Raw genomic sequence first — 21247 nt, 5'->3', positions numbered from 1 at the left:
CATGACCACGACATCCAACGTGCCGGCATACGGTCGCTTCGGCGGTTTCGGCGGACGCTACGTCCCCGAGGCCCTCATCCCCGCGCTCGAGCAGCTCGAGGAGGTGTGGCGCAAGGCCGTGGTCGACCCCGAGTTCGTCGGCGAGCTCGAGCGCCTCCAGCGCACCTACACCGGCCGGCCCAGCATCATCACCGAGGTGCCCCGCTTCGCCGAGCACTGCGGCGGCGCGCGGGTCATCCTCAAGCGCGAGGACCTCAACCACACCGGCTCGCACAAGATCAACAACGTCCTGGGCCAGGCGCTGCTGACCAAGCGCATGGGCAAGACGCGCGTCATCGCCGAGACCGGCGCGGGCCAGCACGGCGTGGCCACCGCCACCGCCGCAGCCCTGCTCGGGCTCGACTGCGTCGTCTACATGGGCCGCAAGGACACCGAGCGCCAGGCGCTCAACGTCGCCCGGATGCGCCTGCTCGGCGCCGAGGTCGTGCCCGTCGACAACGGCAGCAAGACGCTCAAGGACGCCGTCAACGAGGCCTTCCGCGACTGGGTCGCCAACGTCTCGACGACGCACTACGTCCTCGGCACCGTCACCGGGCCGCACCCGTTCCCCGAGATGGTCCGCGACTTCCACCGGATCATCGGGGTCGAGGCACGCCAGCAGGTGCTCGACCTCGTCGGTCGTCTGCCCGACGCGGTCCTGGCCTGCGTCGGTGGTGGCTCCAACGCCATCGGCATCTTCCACCGCTTCATCGACGACGAGTCGGTGCGGCTCATCGGCTTCGAGGCGGGCGGCGAGGGTGTCGCCTCCGGCAAGCACGCGGCGCGCTTCTCGGCGGGCATCCCGGGCGTGCTCCACGGCGCCTTCACCTACGTGATGCAGGACGAGGACGGCCAGACGGTCGAGTCCCACAGCGTGTCCGCCGGCCTCGACTACCCCAGCGTCGGGCCGGAGCACGCGCACCTGCTCGAGTCCGGCCGTGCGGAGTACCGCCCGGTCACCGACGAGGAGGCCATGGAGGCGTTCTCGCTGCTCTCGCGCACCGAGGGCATCCTGCCCGCCATCGAGAGCGCGCACGCCCTCGCCGGCGCGATGAAGGTCGGCCGCGAGCTCGGCCCCGACGCCGTGCTGCTCGTCAACCTCTCCGGTCGCGGCGACAAGGACGTGCACACCGCCGCCCAGTGGTTCGGGCTCATCGACGAGAACGGCGCCCCGGCGAACCTCCCGACCGACGACAGCGCCGATGGCGCCGTCGACACCGTCGATGGCGTCCTGGACGGCCCGGCCGGCGACGGCGCCAAGGGCATGGGGGTCCAGCAGTGAGCGTCGCCGAGGTCATCGAGAAGTGCCGTGCCGACGGCCGCGCCGCGCTCATCGGCTACCTCCCGGTCGGCTTCCCCACCGTCGAGGGCTCGATCGCGGCGATGAGGGTGCTCGTCGACTCCGGCGTCGACATCGTCGAGATCGGCGTGCCCTACAGCGACCCCGTCATGGACGGCCCGGTCATCCAGGATGCCGCCGTGCGCGCCCTGTCCGCCGGCGTGCACCTGCGCGACGTCTTCACCGCAGCTCGGGAGGTCTCGGGAGCGGGTGCGGGGGCCCTCGTCATGACGTACTGGAACCCCGTCCTGCGCTACGGCGTGGAGCACTTCGCCGCCGATCTCGCGGCCGCCGGGGGAGCGGGCCTCATCACGCCGGACCTCATCCCCGACGAGGCCGGCGAGTGGATCGCGGCCGCCGACGCGCACGACCTCGACAAGGTCTTCCTCGTCGCTCCCAGCTCCACCCCTGAGCGCCTCGAGGCCGTCACGTCCGCCTGCCGCGGGTTCGTCTACGCCACCGCCGTCATGGGTGTCACGGGCGCACGTGCGAGTGTCGGCGAGGCCGCCGACGCGCTCGTCTCCCGCACGCGAGAGCACACCGACCTGCCGGTGTGCGTGGGGCTCGGTGTCTCCACCGGCGACCAGGCTGCCGAGGTGGGACGGTTCGCCGACGGTGTCATCGTCGGCTCCGCCCTCGTGCGCTGCCTCACCGAGGCCGCGTCCGAGCAGGAGGGCCTCGAGGCCCTCGGCGCCCTCGCCCGTGAGCTCGCCGAAGGCGTCCGGCGGAGCCGGTCGTGAGCCTGATCGGCAGCGCACCTGCCGTCCTGCCCAGCGTGCTCGGGTCGGCCCTGCCGGCCGAGATCCCGTCACCGAGCGTGGGCGTGTGGCACCTGGGTCCGCTGCCGATCCGCGGGTACGCCATGTGCATCCTCGCCGGCATCGTCGTGGCCGTGTGGCTGACGCAGAAGCGGCTCGAGGCGCGCGGGCACCGCAAGGGCGTGGCCATCGACATCTCCGCCTGGGCCGTGCCGTTCGGCATCCTGGGCGGGCGTCTCTACCACCTCATCACCACGCCGCAGCCGTACTTCGGCGAGGGCGGCGACCCGTGGAAGGCGTTCGCCATCTACGAGGGCGGCCTCGGCATCTGGGGCGCGGTGGCGCTCGGGGCGGTGGGGGCCTGGATCGGGTGCCGCAAGAACGGCGTCGCGTTCCGTGACTTCGTCGACGCCGCCGCCCCGGGCCTGGCGATCGCCCAGGCCATGGGGCGCTTCGGCAACTGGTTCAACAACGAGATCTACGGCGCGCCGACCGACCTGCCGTGGAAGCTGCGGATCTACGAGTGGGACGGCTCGCTCGGTCGCGCGGTCACGGACGCCCAGGGCAACCCCGTGGTCAAGGGCTACTTCCACCCGACGTTCCTCTACGAGGCGCTGTGGTGCCTGCTGCTCGCAGCCTTCCTCATCTGGCTCGGGCACCGCCGGCCTCTCAAGTCCGGTCAGGTCTTCGCCGCCTACGTCATGGGCTACCCCGTGGGGCGCATCGTCATCGAGAACATGCGCAGCGACAGCGCGAACCACATCCTCGGCCAGCGGGTCAACACGTGGGTCTCGATCCTCGTCTTCCTGCTCGGCCTCTATCTCTGGCGCCGGTTCGGCCGGATGAGCCAGCCGGCCGTGCCGTCGGGACCGGAAAGCACCGACGAGGAGGGCGCTCCCGTCACCGAACCGTCCGGCGGTCGCAGCCCCGAGCCCTCGAGCCCGGAGGCCGGCACCGAAGATCCTGCGGTCGAGACGGGCCACGACGGGCCGAACGACGCCGAGTCGGAGGAGTCGGCCGGGAAGCGTCCGGCCCAGTCCTGAGGCGCCGCCCGACTCGTCCGAAGCGTCTGGATGAGCACGATGTCTCAGCATTCGGAATTCGCCGTATCAACAGGTAGGACGGGCGGTCCCTCCGATATCGTCGTCGCCAACGCCTGTGGCCAGTGCCGTCCACATGCCCTCAGTCATGTCGCGTGGCCCTGTCGCGGTCGCCCGCCTGGGACCCAGCAGAAGGACGGTGAAGATGCCGCCGCACACCCGCACCCCCGCCCTCTTCAGTGCACACCCGGAGAACTCCGGTCTGTACCGCCGCGAGTTCGAGCACGACGCCTGTGGTGTCGCGATGGTCGCGACGATGCGAGGGAGCGCGGGGCACGACATCGTCGACCACGCCCTCACCGCGCTGCGCAACCTCGACCACCGGGGGGCCACCGGTGCCGACCCGGCGGTCGGCGACGGCGCCGGCATCCTCGTCCAGATCCCCGACGAGTTCTTCCGGGCGACCGTCCCGTTCACGCTGCCCAACAACGGGGCGTATGCCGCCGGGCTGGCCTTCCTGCCCCGGGACCCCGAGGAGCGGGCCACGACCAAGGCCCGCATCGAGGAGCTCGCCGTGGCCGAGAACCTCAAGGTCCTCGGCTGGCGCGAGGTCCCGGTCGAGGCCGAGCTGGTCGGCGCCGTCGCCCGCCAGTGCATGCCGCACTTCGAGCAGCTCTTCGTCAGCAGCTCCATCGGCCGCCAGGTGGCCCTGGGCCTCGACCGCCTCGCCTTCTGCCTCCGCAAGCGCGCCGAGCACGAGCTGAACGTCTACTTCGCCTCGCTGAGCTCGCGCACCATCGTCTACAAGGGCATGCTCACGACCGGTCAGCTCGAGCCCTTCTTCCCCGACCTGTCCGACCCGCGGTTCGCCAGCGAGCTGGCCCTCGTGCACTCGCGCTTCTCGACCAACACCTTCCCGTCGTGGCCGCTCGCGCACCCGTACCGGTTCATCGCGCACAACGGCGAGATCAACACCGTCAAGGGCAACCGCAACTGGATGCACGCCCGCGAGAGCCTGCTGACCTCCGACATCATCCCGGGCGACCTCGAGCGGATCTTCCCGGTCTGCACCCCGGACGCCTCGGACTCGGCGAGCTTCGACGAGGTGCTCGAGCTGCTCCACCTCGGTGGGCGCTCCCTCCCGCACGCCGTCCTCATGATGATCCCCGAGGCGTGGGAGAACCACGCCACGATGGACCCGGCGCGCAAGGCGTTCTACGAGTTCCACTCGACCTTCATGGAGCCGTGGGACGGGCCGGCCAACGTCTGCTTCAGCGACGGCACGCTCGTCGGTGCGGTGCTCGACCGCAACGGCCTGCGCCCGGGCCGCTACACCGTGACGAACGACGGCCTCGTCGTGCTCGCCTCCGAGTCCGGGGTGCTCGAGCTCGACCCGAGCACCATCGTCCAGCGGGGCCGCCTGCAGCCCGGCAAGATGTTCCTCGTCGACACCGAGCACGGCCGGATCGTCAGCGACGAGGAGATCAAGAGCCAGCTCGCCGCCGCCAAGCCGTACGCCGAGTGGCTGCACGCGGGCCTGATCCGCCTCGAGGACCTGCCCGAGCGCGAGCACATCGTGCACACCGCCGCCTCCGTGGCCCGTCGCCAGCAGACCTTCGGCTACACCACCGAGGAGCTGCGCATCCTGCTGACGCCGATGGCGAAGTCCGGCGGCGAGGCCCTCGGCTCGATGGGCACCGACACCCCGATCGCCGTCCTGTCGTCGCGGCCGCGGCTGCTCTTCGACTACTTCACCCAGCTCTTCGCCCAGGTGACCAACCCGCCCCTCGACGCGATCCGCGAGGAGCTCGTCACCTCGCTCGGCACCTACATGGGCCCCGAGGGCAACGCCCTGTCGGCCTCGCCGAGCCACGCCCGCCAGCTCGTCCTCGACTTCCCGGTCATCGACAACGACGAGCTCGCCAAGATCGTGCACATCAACGCCGACGGTGACCTCCCCGGCTACGCGACGCACGTCGTGCGCGGCCTCTACGACGTCTCCGGCGGCGCGGCCGCGATGCGCGACCGCCTCGAGGAGATCTTCGCCGAGGTGTCCCAGGCGATCTCGCGCGGCGCGCGGTTCGTGGTCCTGTCCGACCGCGACTCGGGCCGCGACCTCGCGCCCATCCCGTCGCTGCTGCTGACGGCAGCCGTGCACCACCACCTCATCCGCGAGAAGACCCGCACCCAGGTGGGCCTGCTCGTCGAGGCCGGCGACGTCCGCGAGGTGCACCACGTCGCGCTGCTCATCGGCTACGGCGCGGCCGCGGTCAACCCGTACCTCGCCATGGAGACCGTCGAGGACCTCGTCCGCGCCGGCGAGATCGAGGGCGTGACGGCCGAGAAGGCCGTCGCCAACCTCATCAAGGCCCTCGGCAAGGGCGTCCTGAAGGTGATGTCGAAGATGGGCATCTCCACGGTCGCCTCCTACCGCGGCGCCCAGGTCTTCGAGGCCATCGGCCTGTCGCAGGCGCTCGTCGACCGCTACTTCACCGGCACGGTGTCGCAGCTCGGCGGTGTCGGGCTCGACGTCATCGCCCGCGAGACGGCCGAGCGCCACGCCCGGGCCTACCCCCTGGACGGCGTCCACCAGCCGCACCGCACCCTCGAGGTCGGCGGCGAGTACCAGTGGCGTCGCGAGGGCGAGCCGCACCTCTTCGACCCCGAGACCGTCTTCCGACTGCAGCACTCGACCCGCCAGCGCCGCTACGACATCTTCAAGCAGTACACCGACCGCGTCGACGACCAGAGCTCGCGGCTGATGACGCTGCGTGGCCTGATGGGCTTCAAGCCCACCGGCGTCACCGGGCGCCTGCCCGTGCCGATCGAGGAGGTCGAGCCGGTCAGCGAGATCGTCAAGCGCTTCAACACCGGTGCCATGAGCTACGGCTCCATCTCGCAGGAGGCGCACGAGACGCTCGCCGTCGCGATGAACCGCCTCGGCGGCCGCTCCAACACCGGCGAGGGCGGCGAGGACGTCGAGCGCCTCCTCGACCCCGAGCGCCGCTCGGCCGTCAAGCAGGTGGCCTCGGGCCGCTTCGGCGTGACGAGCCTCTACCTGACGCACGCCGACGACATCCAGATCAAGATGGCCCAGGGGGCCAAGCCCGGCGAGGGCGGGCAGCTGCCCGGCCACAAGGTCTACCCGTGGGTGGCCAAGACCCGGCACTCGACCCCGGGCGTCGGCCTCATCTCTCCGCCGCCGCACCACGACATCTACTCGATCGAGGACCTGGCGCAGCTGATCCACGACCTCAAGAACGCCAACCCGGGCGCCCGCATCCACGTCAAGCTCGTCTCCGAGATCGGCGTGGGCACCGTCGCGGCCGGGGTGTCCAAGGCGCACGCCGACGTCGTGCTCGTCTCGGGCCACGACGGCGGCACCGGTGCCAGCCCGCTCACCTCGCTCAAGCACGCCGGCGCCCCGTGGGAGCTCGGCCTCGCCGAGGCCCAGCAGACGCTCGTCCTCAACGGCCTGCGCGACCGGATCGTCGTCCAGGTCGACGGCCAGCTCAAGACGGGACGCGACGTCGTCATCGCGGCGCTCCTCGGCGCCGAGGAGTTCGGTTTCGCCACCGCACCGCTCGTCGTCTCGGGCTGCATCATGATGCGCGTCTGCCACCTCGACACCTGTCCGGTCGGCATCGCCACCCAGAACCCCGAGCTGCGCGCCCGCTTCTCCGGCAAGCCCGAGTTCGTCGAGACCTTCTTCGAGTACATCGCCCAGGAGGTCCGCGAGCACCTCGCCTACCTCGGCTTCCGCTCCATCGAGGAGGCCGTCGGGCAGGTCAGCAGCCTCGACCTCGACAAGGCGATCGCGCACTGGAAGGCCTCCGGCCTCGACCTCAGCCCGATCCTCGCCGTCGCCGACAACCCGACCGGCGGCACCCTCCACCAGTCGGCCGCCCAGGACCACGCCCTGGACAAGGCACTCGACAACGAGCTGCTGAGCCGCGCGCTGCCGGCCATCGAGACGGGGGAGCAGGTGCGCACCCAGATCGCCGTGCGCAACGTCAACCGCACCGTCGGCACGATGCTCGGGCACCACGTCACCAAGTCGCACCCGCACGGGCTGGCCGACAACACCATCGAGCTGACGATGACCGGCTCGGGCGGGCAGTCCTTCGGGGCGTTCCTGCCGGCCGGTGTGACGATGCAGCTCTTCGGCGACGCCAACGACTACGTCGGCAAGGGCCTCTCCGGTGGGCGGGTCGTCGTGCGGCCCCACCGTGACGCCGCGCTCGTGGCCGAGGAGAACGTCATCGGCGGCAACGTCATCGCCTACGGAGCCACGACCGGCCAGCTCTTCCTGCGCGGCGTGGTGGGCGAGCGCTTCTGCGTGCGCAACTCCGGCGCCGAGGCCGTCGTCGAGGGAGTGGGCGACCACGGCTGCGAGTACATGACCGGCGGCGTCGCGGTCGTCCTCGGCCAGACCGGGCGCAACTTCGCCGCCGGCATGTCCGGCGGTGTGGCGTACGTCCTCGACCTCGACCCGCGCCTCGTCAACCCCGAGATGGTCGACCTCCTCCCGCTGCGTGAGGAGGACGACGAGCCGCTGCGGGGCCTTCTCGAGGCCCACGTGCGGTGGACCGAGTCGCCGGTGGCCCGCAAGCTGCTCGACGACTGGGCGAGCGCGCGCGAGCGGTTCACGCTCGTGCTGCCGCGCGACTACCAGCGTGTGCTCGACGTGCGGGCGCAGGCGGAGCAACAGGGCCTCGACCTCGACGGACCCGACGTGTGGAACCGGATCATGGAGGCTTCCCGTGGCTGACCCCCAGGGCTTTCTCACCACCCGCGAGCGCGAGCTCCCGGCCCGCCGACCCGTGCCCGTGCGCATCCGGGACTGGAAGGAGGTCTACGAGGAGCAGCAGCTCGGGCAGCTCCAGCGCCAGGCCGGCCGCTGCATGGACTGCGGCATCCCCTTCTGCCACTCCGGCTGCCCGCTCGGCAACCTCATCCCCGAGTGGAACAACTTCGCCTGGAAGGGCGACTGGGCCGACGCGATCGAGCGCCTCCACGCGACGAACAACTTCCCGGAGTTCACCGGACGGCTGTGCCCGGCGCCCTGCGAGACGGCCTGTGTGCTCGGCATCAACCAGCCGGCCGTGACGATCAAGCAGGTCGAGGTGACGACGATCGAGCGGGCCTTCGACGAGGGGCTCGTGACGCCGCTGCCGCCGGAGCGCCTCTCCGGCAAGACCGTCGCGGTCGTCGGCTCGGGCCCCGCAGGACTGGCTGCCGCGCAGCAGCTCACGCGGGCCGGTCACACCGTGGCCGTCTTCGAGCGGGCCGACAAGCCGGGCGGCCTGCTGCGCTACGGGATCCCCGAGTTCAAGATGGAGAAGTCGGTCCTCGACCGCCGCCTCGAGCAGATGGGCGCCGAGGGCACCCGCTTCCGCAACGGGGTCGACGTCGGCGCCGACATCACCGGCCGCCAGCTGCGCGACCGCTACGACGCCGTCGTCCTCGCGCTCGGCGCCACGGTCCCGCGCGACCTCGACGTCCCGGGTCGGAAGCTGGGCGGCATCCACCAGGCGATGGACTACCTCCCGCAGGGCAACCGGGCAGCGCTCGGCGAGCAGGTCGAGGACCAGATTCTCGCCACCGGCAAGCACGTCGTCGTCATCGGTGGTGGCGACACCGGCGCCGACTGCATCGGTACCGCGCACCGCCAGGGCGCCGCCTCGGTCACGAGCCTCGAGATCATGCCGCAGCCGGGTGAGGACCGCCCCGCCGGCCAGCCGTGGCCGACCTACCCGATGCTCTACCGCGTCGCGAGCGCGCACGAGGAGGGCGGCGAGCGGATCTACGCCGTCAGCACCACCGAGTTCGTCGGCGACGACGAGGGCAACGTCGCTGCGCTGCGCCTCACCGAGGTCGAGATGGTCGACGGCAGGCCCACCGCCAAGCCGGGCACCGAGCGGGAGATCCCCGCCCAGCTCGTGCTCTTCGCGATGGGCTTCCTCGGCCCGCAGCGCTCGGGCGTCGTCGAGCAGCTGGGGGTCGCCCTCGACGGGCGCGGCAACGTGGAGCGCGACAAGACGTTCATGAGCTCCGTCCCGGGCGTCTTCGTGGCCGGCGACGCCGGCCGCGGGCAGTCCCTCATCGTGTGGGCCATCGCCGAGGGCCGCGCCGCGGCAGCGGGGGTGGATGCGTGGCTGACGGGCAGCAGCTCGCTGCCGCGTCCGATCGCGCCCACCGACCGGCCGCTCACCGCCTGAGACCCCACGCAGCACCTGCCGTATGCCGTGTCGTCACCTGGGCGACACGGCATACGGCCATGATTTCCCCACGGAGACAAGCGAACTCGTCCCGGTACGAACCCACTCGTCCCAGAGGGCGAACCCGCGTGGTGACCCACGTCACAGCACCCATAAGGTTGAAGCATGCGTCGCGCCAAGATCGTCTGCACCATCGGACCCAAGACCTCCTCACCCTCCCAGCTGCGCGCCCTCGTCGACGCCGGGATGGACGTCGCCCGGCTCAACCTCTCCCACGGTGACCACTCCGTGCACGAGCAGGTCTACCGCGACATCCGTGCCGCGGGTGACGCCTCCGGCCGCGCCGTCGGCATCCTCGTCGACCTGCAGGGCCCCAAGATCCGCACCGGGCGGTTCTCGTCCGGCCCGGTGACCCTGAGCCCCGGGCAGCGCTTCACCATCACCACGCGCGACGTCGACGGCGACGACACGATCGTCGGGACCACGTATGCCGGCCTGCCGGGCGACGTCAGCCCCGGCGACGTCCTGCTCATCGACGACGGCAAGGTCATGCTCCGCGCCGTCGAGGTCACCGACACCGACGTGCTCACCGAGACCGTCATCGGCGGTCAGGTCAGCAACAACAAGGGCATCAACCTGCCCGGTGTCGCAGTCAGCGTGCCGGCCCTGTCCGACAAGGACCGCGAGGACCTGCGGTTCGCGATGCGCCTCGGCGTCGACATGATCGCGCTGTCCTTCGTCCGCTCGGCCGAGGACATCGTCGACGTGCACGAGATCATGGACGAGTTCGGCGAGCGCATCCCCGTCATCGCCAAGGTCGAGAAGCCGCAGGCGGTCGAGAACCTCGAGGGCATCGTCCGGGCCTTCGACGGCATCATGGTGGCGCGTGGTGACCTCGGCGTCGAGATGCCGCTCGAGGACGTGCCGCTCGTGCAGAAGCGTGCCATCGAGCTGTCGCGCCGCGAGGCCAAGCCGGTCATCGTTGCGACCCAGGTGCTCGAGTCGATGATCGAGAACCCCCGGCCCACCCGTGCAGAGGCCTCCGACGCCGCCAACGCCGTCCTCGACGGCGCCGACGCCCTCATGCTCTCCGGCGAGACGTCGGTCGGCGCCTGGCCCATCGACGCGGTGCGCACGATGGCGCGGATCATCGAGTCCACCGAGGAGCACGGCTACGACAAGATCGCGCCGATGCCCACCAACCCCAAGACCGTCGGGGGAGCGGTCACCAAGGCGGCCGTCGAGATCGGTGAGGTCGTGGGGGCCCGGTTCCTCATCACCTTCACCGAGACGGGTGGCTCGGCCACCCGCATGGCCCGCATCCGACCCCGCCTGCCGATGCTGGCGTTCACCTCGGAGCCGCGCGTCCGCTCCCGGCTGGCCCTCGTCTGGGGCGTCGAGACCTACCTCGTTCCGCGCATGCACCACACCGACCAGTTCGCGATGCAGGTCGACCTCAAGCTGATCCCGGAGGGCCGGGTGACCGAGGGCGAGCGTGTGGTCATCGTCGCGGGGTCCCCTCCCGGCATCCCGGGCTCGACCAACGCGCTGCGCGTCCACCGTGTGGGTGACGCCGTCAACCGTGCCGCCCCGGCCTACCGGCCGGAGGAGGTCACCGGCTGAGGCTCGTCGGAGTCGAGCGAACGACGAGCGTGCGTATGCCGCCGGGCCGGGGCCGGCGGCATACCCCTGCCGGTGGCGTGGGCAGGGCGGGGGCCGACCGACCGCGGCGGCGCGCGCAGGTATGCTGGCGCGGCACTCCTGCCGGGGTGGTGGAATGGCAGACACGGGGCACTCAAAATGCTCTGGCCGCAAGGTCGTGCGGGTTCGAGTCCCGCCCTCGGCACCAGCAGCAGGGCTGATCGCTGCTCGCCCCGTCCCCCTCCCGTCCGCGTTCCGCATCGACGATCCCGAAACGCGCCGGAAACGCGGCCCCGGCTAGGCTTTGCCCGTGAGCACCGACGAGAGCACCGACGCAGGAACCACGCCGAAGCCGACCCCCGCCAGCGCGGCCGCCGCGGCCTCCGCCGCCACCGCAGCGCCGCAGCCCGCTCCGACCGGTGCCGGCGCCCCGGCGTCGGGAGGCACCCGGATCCTCGTCGCCGAGGACGAGACCCTGATCCGCCTCGACCTCGTCGAGATGCTCGGCGAGCAGGGCTATGACGTCGTCGGCCAGGCCAGCAACGGTGAGCAGGCCGTCGAGCTCGCCAAGGAGGTCAAGCCCGACCTCGTGATCATGGACGTCAAGATGCCGGTGCTCGACGGCCTCTCCGCGGCCGAGCAGCTGCACGAGGCCAAGCTGTGCCCCGTGATCATGCTGACCGCCTTCTCGCAGACCGAGCTCGTCGAGCGCGCCCGTGACGCCGGTGTCATGGCCTACATCGTCAAGCCCTTCACGGCGGACGACCTGCGACCCGCGATCGACATCGCGACGTCGCGCTGGCAGGAGCTCAAGGCCCTCGAGGCGGAGATCGCCGACCTCGGGGAGCGCCTCGAGACGCGCAAGCTCGTCGACCGCGCCAAGGGCGTGCTGATGAGCCAGCTCAAGCTCACCGAGGCCGACGCCTTCCGATGGATCCAGAAGACCGCGATGGACCGCCGCCTCGGGATGAAGGAGGTCGCCGAGGCCGTCATCAACGGCTTCCCGGCGTCCTGACCCCGGCTGCGGCCGAGCCCTGCGGCGACCGCGGCCCCCGCAGGTCACGACACGGTCACCGATCCGCGTATCTGATGACCATGGTGCGAGTTTCGGCCTAGTCTCCGTCTCAATCCTCATCCGAGGGACGTGTGACATCAGGAGGACATCCGTGCGTTCTACCCTCAAGCTCGCTGTGCCGATCGTGGTCGCGGCACTTGCACTCGGTGCCTGCGGCACCAAGGGCGGCGACACCTCCACGGCCGGCAGCTCCGGCGGCGGGGCGAAGGCCTGCGACCAGAAGATCGGCATGTTCGGTGCCCTCACCGGTCCGAACGCCAACCTGGGCATCTACATCCAGAACGGCGTGAACCTCGCCCTCGACGACTACAACAAGAAGCACGCCGACTGCAAGGTGACCCTCGAGAACTACGACTCGCAGGGTGACCCGACCCAGGCGCCCGCGCTGGCGAAGAAGGCCATCGACGACAAGAAGGTCGTCGGCATCGTCGGCCCCGCGTTCTCCGGTGAGTCCAAGGCCGCCGACCCGGCCTTCAACGAGGCCGGCCTCGTCACGATCACGCCGTCGGCCACCAACCCCAAGCTCGCGGACAACGGCTGGAAGACCTTCTTCCGCGTCCTCGGCAACGACGCCACGCAGGGCCCGGCCGCCGCGAAGTACATCAAGGACACCGTCAAGGCGACGAAGCCGTTCGTCATCGACGACGCCTCCGAGTACGGCAAGGGCCTGGCCGACATCGTGCGTCAGGACCTCGGCTCGGCCGTGGTCGGCAACGACACGGTGCAGCAGAAGCAGACCGACTTCAGCGCCTCCGTCACGAAGGTGAAGGCCTCCGGCGCCGACGCACTCTTCTACGGCGGCTACGCCCCCGAGGCGGCGCCGCTGGTCAAGCAGCTGCGCGACGCCGGCTGGAAGGGCACGTTCGTGGCTGCCGACGGCGTCAAGGACCAGTCGTTCATCGACAACGCCGGCCCCGCGGCCGTCGGTGCCGTCGTGACCTGCCCCTGTGTGCCGGCCGACATCGCACCCGAGTTCGCCAAGGCGTACAAGGCCAAGTACAACCAGGACCCCAACACCTACTCGGGTGAGGGCTACGACGCCGCGACGATCCTGCTCGACGGCATCGCCGCCGGCAAGGACCGCGCGAGCATGGTCGACTTCGTCAAGTCCTACGACAAGAAGGGCGTCACGAAGCAGCTGAAGTTCGACGCGAAGGGCGAGTCCTCGGACATCAAGGTCTTCGCCTACAAGGTCGAGGACGGCAAGTTCGTGTCCGTCGGCGAGATCAAGTAGTTCGGCGTCTTCGTCAGGGGCGGTCGGAGCACCATGCTCCGGCCGCCCCTGTTCGAGTGACACCGTCGACCTGATCCCGCCCACCGCACCCGGCCCAGGAGGTCTTGGATGCAGTACCTGATCGACAACTTCTTCTCGCTGACCGTCACCGGCCTGACCCTCGGTGCGATCTACGCCCTCGTCGCCCTCGGCTACACCCTCGTCTACGGCGTGCTGCGCCTCATCAACTTCGCGCACTCCGAGGTGTTCATGTACGGCACCTTCGCGGCGTTGTGGGTCATCACCCTCTTCGGCGCCAAGGGTGGCGGGAGCGTCGGGCAGGTGATCTTCTGGATAGCCATGATGTTCGTGGCGGCGATGGCCATGTCCGGGCTCATCGCGGTGCTGCTCGAGCGCTTCGCGTACCGGCCACTGCGCAAGCGCAACGCGCCACCGCTCATCGCCCTCATCTCCGCCATCGGCGCCTCCTTCGTGCTCTCCGAGCTGATGGGCCTGCGCCAGAAGATCGCGCAGCTGCTGGGCTTCGAGGCCTCGGTCCGCCCGTACGTCGCCAACTCGCGCAACAACACCGGCATGCCCGAGGTCGTCTCGCCGCAGCCCGTCTTCACGCTCTTCGACTACCAGGTGACGAACGTCGACATCTTCGTCATCGTCGGTGCGGTCGCGATCATGGTCCTGCTCGACCAGTTCGTGCGTCGCTCCCGCCTCGGCCGCGGCATCCGCGCCGTCGCGATGGACCCCGAGGCCGCGGCGCTCATGGGCGTCAACCGCGACCGCGTCATCCAGGTGACCTTCCTCGTCGGCGGTCTCATGGCCGGCGCGGCAGCCGTCTTCTACATGCTGAAGATCGGCATCACGCGCTTCGACGTCGGCTTCATCCTCGGCGTCAAGGCCTTCACGGCGGCCGTCCTCGGCGGCATCGGCAACCTGCGCGGCGCCCTGCTCGGTGGCTTCGTCCTGGGTCTGGCCGAGAACTACGGCTCCGCCCTCGTGGGCACGCAGTGGAAGGACGTCGTCGCGTTCGTCCTGCTCGTGCTCATCCTGCTCTTCCGGCCCACCGGCCTGCTCGGTGAGTCCCTCGGAAAGGCCCGCGCATGAGCACCGCCACGACCCCTGCAGCCGGCGCCGCCAAGACCCGCCGTCCTGGCTTCAAGCAGCGTGTGGACTCGCTGCCCCGGGCCGCCAAGATCATCCTCTGGGTGCTGTTCGCGATCTTCCTGTTCCTGCTGCCGATGCTCAACATCCCGGTGATCACCACCGAGGGCTCCGACTTCGGCGGTGTGCTGTTCACCGTCGCGACGTACGTCCTCGTGGCGCTCGGCCTCAACATCGTCGTCGGGTATGCCGGCCTGCTCGACCTCGGGTACGTCGGCTTCTACGCGATCGGCGCCTACACCGTCGGTGTGCTGAGCTCGCAGCACGCGAACCTGTCGTGGCTCGTGGTCCTGCCCATCGCCATCGCGGCGGCGATGGTCTCGGGCGTCATCCTCGGCGCGCCGACCCTTCGCGTGCGCGGTGACTACCTCGCCATCGTCACCCTCGGCTTCGGCGAGATCGTGCGCCTCTGCCTCGTCAACTCGCAGTGGCTCGGTGGGGCGCAGGGCATCTCCGACATCCCCAAGCCGCCGAGCGTCATCGTCTTCAGCGTGCCGAGCCTCGACTGGAGCAACGGTGTCCCGGTCGTCGACCTCGACACCACGTCGACGTTCCTGAAGTTCGGGATCAGCGACTTCGTCCCCTACTACTGGCTCGCCCTGATCGTGATCGCCCTCGTCCTGCTCTTCGACATCCTCGTCAAGAACAGCCGGGTCGGGCGCGCCTGGGAGGCGACGCGAGAGGACGAGGACGCGGCGGAGCTGATGGGCGTGCCGACGTTCCGGTTCAAGCTGCTCGCCTTCGCGCTCGGTGCCGCGATCGGTGGGCTCTCCGGAGCCCTCTTCGCCACCAAGTCCGGGTTCATCTCGCCCGACAGCTTCATCCTGCTCCTGTCCATCCTGTTCCTGGCCGCCGTCGTCGTCGGTGGCGCCGGCAACCGGTGGGGCGTCATCGTGGGCGCGATCGTCGTCGCCTACTTCCCGGAGCGCTTCCGCGAGTTCGCCGACTTCCGGGTGCTGGTCTTCGGTCTGGCCCTGATGCTGCTCGCGATCTTCCGGCCGCAGGGGCTGTTGCCGCCGCGTCGCACCGTCCGTGCGAAGCGCGCGGATGCCACCGAGGCCGTCCTCGAGGAAGGAGAAGCCAATGTCTGAGCCGATCCGCACCACGCAGCCCGGCCAGCCGCTGCAGGCCGACGAGGCCACCGAGATCAACCCGGACGTCGACATCGCGCCCGCCGACATCGGCGTGCCGGTCGTGCCGGCGGGGGAGCGCCTCCTCGAGGTCGACGACGTGACGCTCCGCTTCGGCGGTGTGGTCGCCCTCAACGAGGTGAGCTTCCACATCAACAAGGGCGAGATCCTCGGCCTGATCGGACCCAACGGCGCCGGCAAGACGACCTGCTTCAACGTGATGACGGGCGTCTACCAGCCGACGTCGGGCGCCGTGCGCTACCTCGGCGAGCCGCTGGGCAAGCGCAAGAAGTTCGAGATCACCAAGCTCGGGATCGCCCGCACCTTCCAGAACATCCGTCTCTTCGCCAACATGACGGCGCTCGAGAACGTCCTCGTGGGTGCCGACGCGCACCACTCGACCGGCGTCGGGTCGGCCATGTTCCGCCTGCCCAAGCACCGGCGCGAGGAGGCGCAGGGCTACCAGCGGGCCATGGAGCTGCTCACCTTCATGGGTCTGGACCGCAAGGCCGACGAGCTGGCGCGCAACCTGCCCTACGGTGACCAGCGCCGTCTCGAGATCGCGCGCGCCCTGGCCACCAGCCCGCAGCTGCTCTGCCTCGACGAGCCGGCAGCCGGGTTCAACCCGGCCGAGAAGGCCAAGCTGATGGAGCTCATCCGCACCATCCGCGACCAGGGCTACACCGTCCTGCTCATCGAGCACGACATGAAGCTCGTCATGGGCGTGACAGACCGGATCGTCGTCCTCGAGTTCGGCCGCAAGATCGCCGAGGGCTCGCCTGCCGAGATCCGCGACAACCCGGCGGTCGTCGCCGCCTACCTGGGAGTTGATGAGGAAGATGCTTCTTGAGGTCAACGGCCTGTGCGTGAACTACGGGCGCATCGAGGCCATCCGCGACATCAGCTTCACGGTCGAGGAGGGTGAGATCGTCACGCTCATCGGGGCCAACGGGGCCGGCAAGACCACGACGATGAAGACGGTCTCGGGCCTTCGCCCGGTGCGAGCCGGCTCGGTGAGGTTCAACGGCAAGGACATCACGCACACCCCGTCGCACGAGCGACCCGTCCTCGGCATCTCGCAGTCGCCGGAAGGGCGTGGCTGCTTCGTCGGCATGACGGTGATGGAGAACCTCGAGATGGGCACCTACGCGCGTCCAGACCGCAAGACCAAGGCGGTCAAGGACGACCTGGAGCGCGTCTTCGAGCTCTTCCCGCGCCTGAAGGAGCGCAGCAACCAGGCCGCCGGGTCCATGTCGGGCGGCGAGCAGCAGATGCTGGCGATGGGCCGGGCGCTGATGGCCAAGCCGAGGCTCCTGCTGCTCGACGAGCCGTCCATGGGGCTTGCCCCCAAGTTGATCCAGCAGATCTTCGACATCGTCACGGAGATCAACAGCCAGGGCACCACGGTGCTGCTCGTCGAGCAGAACGCCGCGCAGGCGCTCAAGCGCTCGCACCGGGCGTACATCCTCGAAACGGGCGAGATCGTCCGGGAGGGCACCGGCAAGGAGCTCGCCGCCGACCCCGCCGTCAAGGCCGCCTACCTCGGTGGTGACGTGTAGGACCCGGGTCGGTGCCGGCGCAGGGCACCGGCATTCGGAATCCGAAGGTGGGGCGTCTCGACGGTGTCGAGGCGCCCCGTCTTCGTCGGGGAGACCTGTTGGTTCCCCTTCCGCCCGGGCCTCTATGGTCGTAGTGTTCCCCGGGTGACCTCGGGGCTGGAACAGGAGGGATGATGGGTCGAGCAGTGGTGTCGGTGCAGCGGGTCGAGGAGAGCCTGCACCCGCAGTTCATCGAGCTGTGGATCGCGCACCGGGTCGAGGGTGGTACGACCCCCGAGGCGGCACAGCGTCTGGCGCTTGACGGCACGTTGCGAAATGCCCTGTGCCGCAACGACATCTGCGCGTTCATGGCATTCGTCGACGATCGCCCTGCAGGCTATGTCGTCCTCGCGGACTCCACACGAAGCCTTCTCGTCGACTCGCCCTGCGTGTCGATCGACATGCTCTTCGTCCACTCCGACCTGCGTCGTCAGGGCGTCGGTCGGGCCCTACTCACGGCCGCGTGCCGTTACGCGGACCGTCAGGGCTGCGAGCACCTGGCGAGTGCGGTTCCCGCAGGCGACCGCGACGCCAACCGCTTCTTCGCCCGACTGGGGTTCGCGCCCGAGACCGTGCGCCGCGTGGCCTCCGCCCCCACCCTCCAGCGCAAGCTCGCGGGCGAGCCCCGCTCCCAGCGGGTCTCGCTCGACCTGCTCCAGCGGCGCCGCGACCTGAGGGCCCGCACACCTCGGCACGACCCGAAGATCGCCGGCTGACGACTGCCCCGGGCCTGCGGCCCGGGCCCTTCGTGCGCCCTTGAGACGTGCCGCGGCCTGGGGTCAGGCGCCGGGAGCGGCGTCGCGCAGCAGGCAGGTGATCCGCGAGGTGCAGATGCGCCTGCCGTTCTCGTCGGTCACCACGATGTCGTAGCTGACGAGCGTGCGCCCGGCGTTGAGCAGCGTGGCGGTCCCCGTGACGATGCCGCTGCGCGCCGCGCGGTGGTGCGTCGCGTTGATGTCGAGGCCGACCGCCACGCGCCCCGGTCCGGCGTGCAGCTGCGCGCCGATGGAGCCGAGCGTCTCCGCCAGCACGACGCTGGCGCCGCCGTGGAGCAGGCCGTAGGGCTGGGTGTTTCCGGCCACCGGCATCGTCGCCACGAGACGCTCGGGGGAGACCTCGGTGATCTGGATGTCCATCCGCTCGATGAGGGTTCCCTCCGCCATCGAGCGCATGCCCTCGAGAGTCTGCCCGGACGTCTGCGTCGAAGAGTCAGTCATGCCCGCGATCGTATGCCGCCGGGCCGGCAGGGTGTTCGGCTGTCGGGCCTGTCCGTGGGCGCCACTAGGCTTCCGGTGTGAGCCGACTTCTCCTCCTCGACGGACACTCGCTGGCGTACCGCGCCTTCTTCGCCCTGCCTGCCGAGAACTTCTCGACCAGCACCGGCCAGCACACCAACGCGGTCTACGGCTTCACCTCGATGCTGATCAACATGCTGCGCGACGAGGAGCCGACGCACGTGGCCGTGGCCTTCGACAAGGCCCGCCAGTCCTTCCGCACAGAGGAGTACTCCGAGTACAAGGCGGGACGTGCCCGCACGCCGGACGAGTTCGCGGGCCAGATCCCCTTGGTCAAGGAGGTGCTCGACGCGCTGCGCATCAAGCACCTCGAGCTCGACGGCTACGAGGCCGACGACATCATCGCCACGATCGCAACGCAGGCGGAGGCGGCGGGAGTGGACGTGCTCATCTGCTCCGGCGACCGCGACACCTTCCAGCTCGTGTCCGACCGGGTCAGGATCCTCTACCCGGTGCGCGGCGTGTCCGAGGTGTGGCGGATGGGCCCCGCCGAGGTGCAGGAGAAGTACGGCGTGCCGCCCGTCCGTTACAGCGACCTCGCGGCGATGGTGGGGGAGTCGTCCGACAACCTGCCGGGCGTGCCGGGCGTGGGACCCAAGACGGCCGCGAAGTGGATCACCCAGTACGGCGACCTCGACGGCATCGTGGCGAGCATCGACAAGATCACCGGCAAGGCCGGCCAGGCCCTGCGCGACCACCTCGACCAGGTGCTGCGCAACCGCCGCCTCAACCAGCTCGTCAAGGACAGCCCGGTCGGGCTCGAGATCGACGACCTCCGCCGCACGCAGTGGAGCCGCGAGGAGGTGCACACCGTCTTCGACGGGCTCGAGTTCCGCGTGCTGCGCGACCGGCTCTTCGCCACCGTCGAGGCTGCCGCCCCCGAGGCCGAGGAGGGCTTCGACGTCGACGGCGCGGTGCTGACGCCGGAGCAGGTTCCCGCCTGGGTCGCCGAGCACCTCGTCTCCGACCAGCGCGTCGGCCTGTCCGTCATGGGCACCTGGGCTCGCGGCACCGGTGACGCCACGGCCCTCGCGGTGGCGGCCGGCGACGGCAGCGCTGCCTGGATCGACCTGCAGAGCCTGACGCCGGAGGCCGAGGCAGCCGTCGGGGCCTGGCTCGAGGACCCTTCACGCCCCAAGGCCATGCACGACGCGAAGGGGCCGATCGAGGCGATCGGAGCGCGGGGCTGGTGGCTGCGTGGGCTGACGAGCGACACGCAGCTCGCGGCCTACCTCGTCAAGCCCGACCAGCGCACCTACCACCTCGACGACCTCGTGCTGCGCAACCTGCGCCGTGAGCTGAGCGGGGCTGCACCGACAGACGGCCAGGGCATGCTCGACTTCGGCGGCGACGCCGATGAGCAGGCTGCCCACAAGGAGATGGTGCGCGCGACCGCCGTGCGTGACCTCGCCGACGTCCTCGACGAGCAGGTGGCCGCGACGGGCGGCGAGCAGCTGCTGGCCGAGGTCGAGATCCCGCTCGTCGACGTGCTGGCCCGGATGGAGCGCACCGGCATCGCCGTCGACGTCGAGGGCCTCGACCGGCTCGAGGGCGACTTCGCGGCCAAGGTGGCGCAGGCGCAGCAGGACGCCTGGGACGCGATCGGCGGCGAGCAGATCAACCTCGGCTCTCCGAAGCAGCTGCAGGAGGTGCTGTTCGGCACCCTCAGCATGCCGAAGACCAAGAAGACGAAGACCGGCTGGACGACCGACGCCGACGCGCTGGGCGACCTGTTCACCAAGACGGAGCACCCGTTCCTCGAGGCGCTGCTGCGCCACCGCGACTCCGCCCGCTTGCGCGTCACCGTGGAGGGGCTGCAGAAGTCGGTGGCCGACGACGGCCGCATCCACACCACCTACCTGCAGACCATCGCCGCGACGGGACGCCTCAGCTCCACCGAGCCCAACCTGCAGAACGTCCCCATCCGCACCGAGGAGGGGCGTCGCATCCGCGAGCTCTTCGTCGTGGGCGACGGCTACGAGGCGCTCATGTCCGCGGACTACTCCCAGATCGAGATGCGCGTCATGGCTCACCTGTCCGGCGACGAGGGCCTCATCGAGGCGTTCCGCACCGGTGAGGACCTCCACAGCTTCGTCGGTTCCAAGGTCTTCGGTGTCGAGCCGGAGCAGGTGACCCCGGCGATGCGGTCCAAGGTCAAGGCGATGTCCTACGGCCTTGCCTACGGGCTGTCGGCGTTCGGCCTCTCCAAGCAGCTGACCATCAGCACCGAGGAGGCGCGGGGCCTGATGGAGGGGTACTTCGAGCGCTTCGGCGGCGTCAGCGACTACCTCAAGGAGGTCGTCGCCGAGGCCCGTGGCACCGGCTACACGGCGACGATGTTCGGCCGCCGGCGCTACCTGCCCGACCTCACCTCGGACAACCGCCAGCGTCGCGAGATGGCCGAGCGCATGGCGCTCAACGCCCCCATCCAGGGCTCGGCGGCCGACATCATGAAGGTGGCGATGATCGGAGTCGACCGCGCCCTCACCGCTGCCGGCGCCAGGTCGCGCATCCTGCTCCAGGTCCACGACGAGCTCGTGCTCGAGGTGGCGCCCGGAGAGCGTGACGACCTCGACAAGCTCGTCCGCCACGAGATGGGTCACGCTGCCGAGCTCGACGTGCCCCTGGACATCAATGTCGGCGTCGGCGGCTCGTGGCACGACGCCGCCCACTGAGGGGTCGAAGGCACACCCACGGCGCCTGCCCGGTTGGTCACGGTTCG

General features: G+C 70.2%; 15 protein-coding genes and 1 tRNA gene. 15 read left to right on the top strand and 1 reads right to left on the bottom strand.

Translation table 11 applies throughout. The features are described from left to right. The first annotated feature begins 1 nt into the window (after window position 1). The 14 genes from trpB to ABD241_RS17015 all read left to right on the top strand — a co-directional run bounded on the left by trpB (window position 2) and on the right by ABD241_RS17015 (window position 17946). Window positions 2-1321, top strand: coding sequence for a tryptophan synthase subunit beta (gene trpB, locus ABD241_RS17080; RefSeq protein ID WP_344065435.1), 1320 nt, complete (start codon window positions 2-4; stop codon window positions 1319-1321). Beyond that, entirely contained in the window at window positions 1318-2118 is an 801-nt protein-coding gene (trpA, locus tag ABD241_RS17075; RefSeq protein WP_344065431.1) for a tryptophan synthase subunit alpha, read from the top strand. The genes trpB and trpA overlap by 4 nt, the downstream gene beginning before the upstream one ends. Before the next feature lie 2 nt (window positions 2119-2120). Continuing rightward, a complete protein-coding gene (gene lgt / locus ABD241_RS17070) occupies window positions 2121-3179 on the top strand; it encodes a prolipoprotein diacylglyceryl transferase (protein WP_425580819.1) in 1059 nt (352 codons plus the stop codon). A gap of 202 nt (window positions 3180-3381) precedes the next feature. After that, window positions 3382-7947 carry a glutamate synthase large subunit gene (gene gltB, locus ABD241_RS17065; protein WP_344065425.1) on the top strand — a complete coding sequence of 1522 codons (4566 nt, stop codon included), beginning with the start codon at window positions 3382-3384 and terminating at the stop codon, window positions 7945-7947. Continuing rightward, a complete protein-coding gene (locus tag ABD241_RS17060) occupies window positions 7940-9397 on the top strand; it encodes a glutamate synthase subunit beta (RefSeq protein ID WP_344065423.1) in 1458 nt (485 codons plus the stop codon). Before gltB ends, ABD241_RS17060 begins: the two co-directional genes overlap by 8 nt. A gap of 165 nt (window positions 9398-9562) precedes the next feature. Beyond that, complete coding sequence (pyk, locus tag ABD241_RS17055) at window positions 9563-11020, top strand: pyruvate kinase (RefSeq protein ID WP_344065420.1); 1458 nt, start codon at window positions 9563-9565, stop codon at window positions 11018-11020. A 140-nt stretch (window positions 11021-11160) separates the two neighbouring features. Next, a tRNA-Leu gene (locus ABD241_RS17050) sits at window positions 11161-11246 on the top strand. Window positions 11247-11348: 102 nt separating this feature from the next. After that, window positions 11349-12053, top strand: a complete 705-nt coding sequence (locus tag ABD241_RS17045; RefSeq protein WP_425580811.1) for an ANTAR domain-containing response regulator — start codon at window positions 11349-11351, stop codon at window positions 12051-12053. A 151-nt stretch (window positions 12054-12204) separates the two neighbouring features. Beyond that, window positions 12205-13347 carry a branched-chain amino acid ABC transporter substrate-binding protein gene (locus ABD241_RS17040; RefSeq protein WP_344065417.1) on the top strand — a complete coding sequence of 381 codons (1143 nt, stop codon included), beginning with the start codon at window positions 12205-12207 and terminating at the stop codon, window positions 13345-13347. A gap of 108 nt (window positions 13348-13455) precedes the next feature. Next, window positions 13456-14445 carry a branched-chain amino acid ABC transporter permease gene (locus tag ABD241_RS17035; protein ID WP_344065414.1) on the top strand — a complete coding sequence of 330 codons (990 nt, stop codon included), beginning with the start codon at window positions 13456-13458 and terminating at the stop codon, window positions 14443-14445. Continuing rightward, window positions 14442-15593, top strand: a complete 1152-nt coding sequence (locus tag ABD241_RS17030; protein WP_344065411.1) for a branched-chain amino acid ABC transporter permease — start codon at window positions 14442-14444, stop codon at window positions 15591-15593. The genes ABD241_RS17035 and ABD241_RS17030 overlap by 4 nt, the downstream gene beginning before the upstream one ends. Next, on the top strand, window positions 15586-16482 hold the full coding sequence (locus ABD241_RS17025; protein ID WP_344065408.1) for an ABC transporter ATP-binding protein: 897 nt from the start codon (window positions 15586-15588) through the stop codon (window positions 16480-16482). Before ABD241_RS17030 ends, ABD241_RS17025 begins: the two co-directional genes overlap by 8 nt. After that, window positions 16472-17191 carry an ABC transporter ATP-binding protein gene (locus ABD241_RS17020; protein WP_344065689.1) on the top strand — a complete coding sequence of 240 codons (720 nt, stop codon included), beginning with the start codon at window positions 16472-16474 and terminating at the stop codon, window positions 17189-17191. The genes ABD241_RS17025 and ABD241_RS17020 overlap by 11 nt, the downstream gene beginning before the upstream one ends. 173 nt (window positions 17192-17364) lie before the next feature. Next, the gene (locus ABD241_RS17015; protein WP_344065405.1) at window positions 17365-17946 is read left to right on the top strand and encodes a GNAT family N-acetyltransferase; all 582 of its coding nucleotides are present in this window, start codon (window positions 17365-17367) and stop codon (window positions 17944-17946) included. Between the two features lie 63 nt (window positions 17947-18009). Here the strand turns inward: ABD241_RS17015 and ABD241_RS17010 are convergent, their stop codons facing one another. Continuing rightward, the gene (locus ABD241_RS17010; RefSeq protein WP_344065403.1) at window positions 18010-18447 is read right to left on the bottom strand and encodes a hotdog fold thioesterase; all 438 of its coding nucleotides are present in this window, start codon (window positions 18445-18447) and stop codon (window positions 18010-18012) included. 77 nt (window positions 18448-18524) lie between these two features. Between ABD241_RS17010 and polA the strand changes: the two genes are divergently transcribed. Next, window positions 18525-21200 (top strand): DNA polymerase I, encoded by a 2676-nt coding sequence (polA, locus tag ABD241_RS17005; RefSeq protein ID WP_344065400.1) that lies wholly within the window; start codon window positions 18525-18527, stop codon window positions 21198-21200. Window positions 21201-21247: the final 47 nt, after the last annotated feature.

The sequence above is a fragment of the Terrabacter lapilli genome (assembly GCF_039531305.1).
Classification (GTDB): Bacteria; Actinomycetota; Actinomycetes; order Actinomycetales; family Dermatophilaceae; genus Terrabacter; species Terrabacter lapilli.
This window is presented reverse-complemented; position numbering and strand designations above follow the sequence as displayed.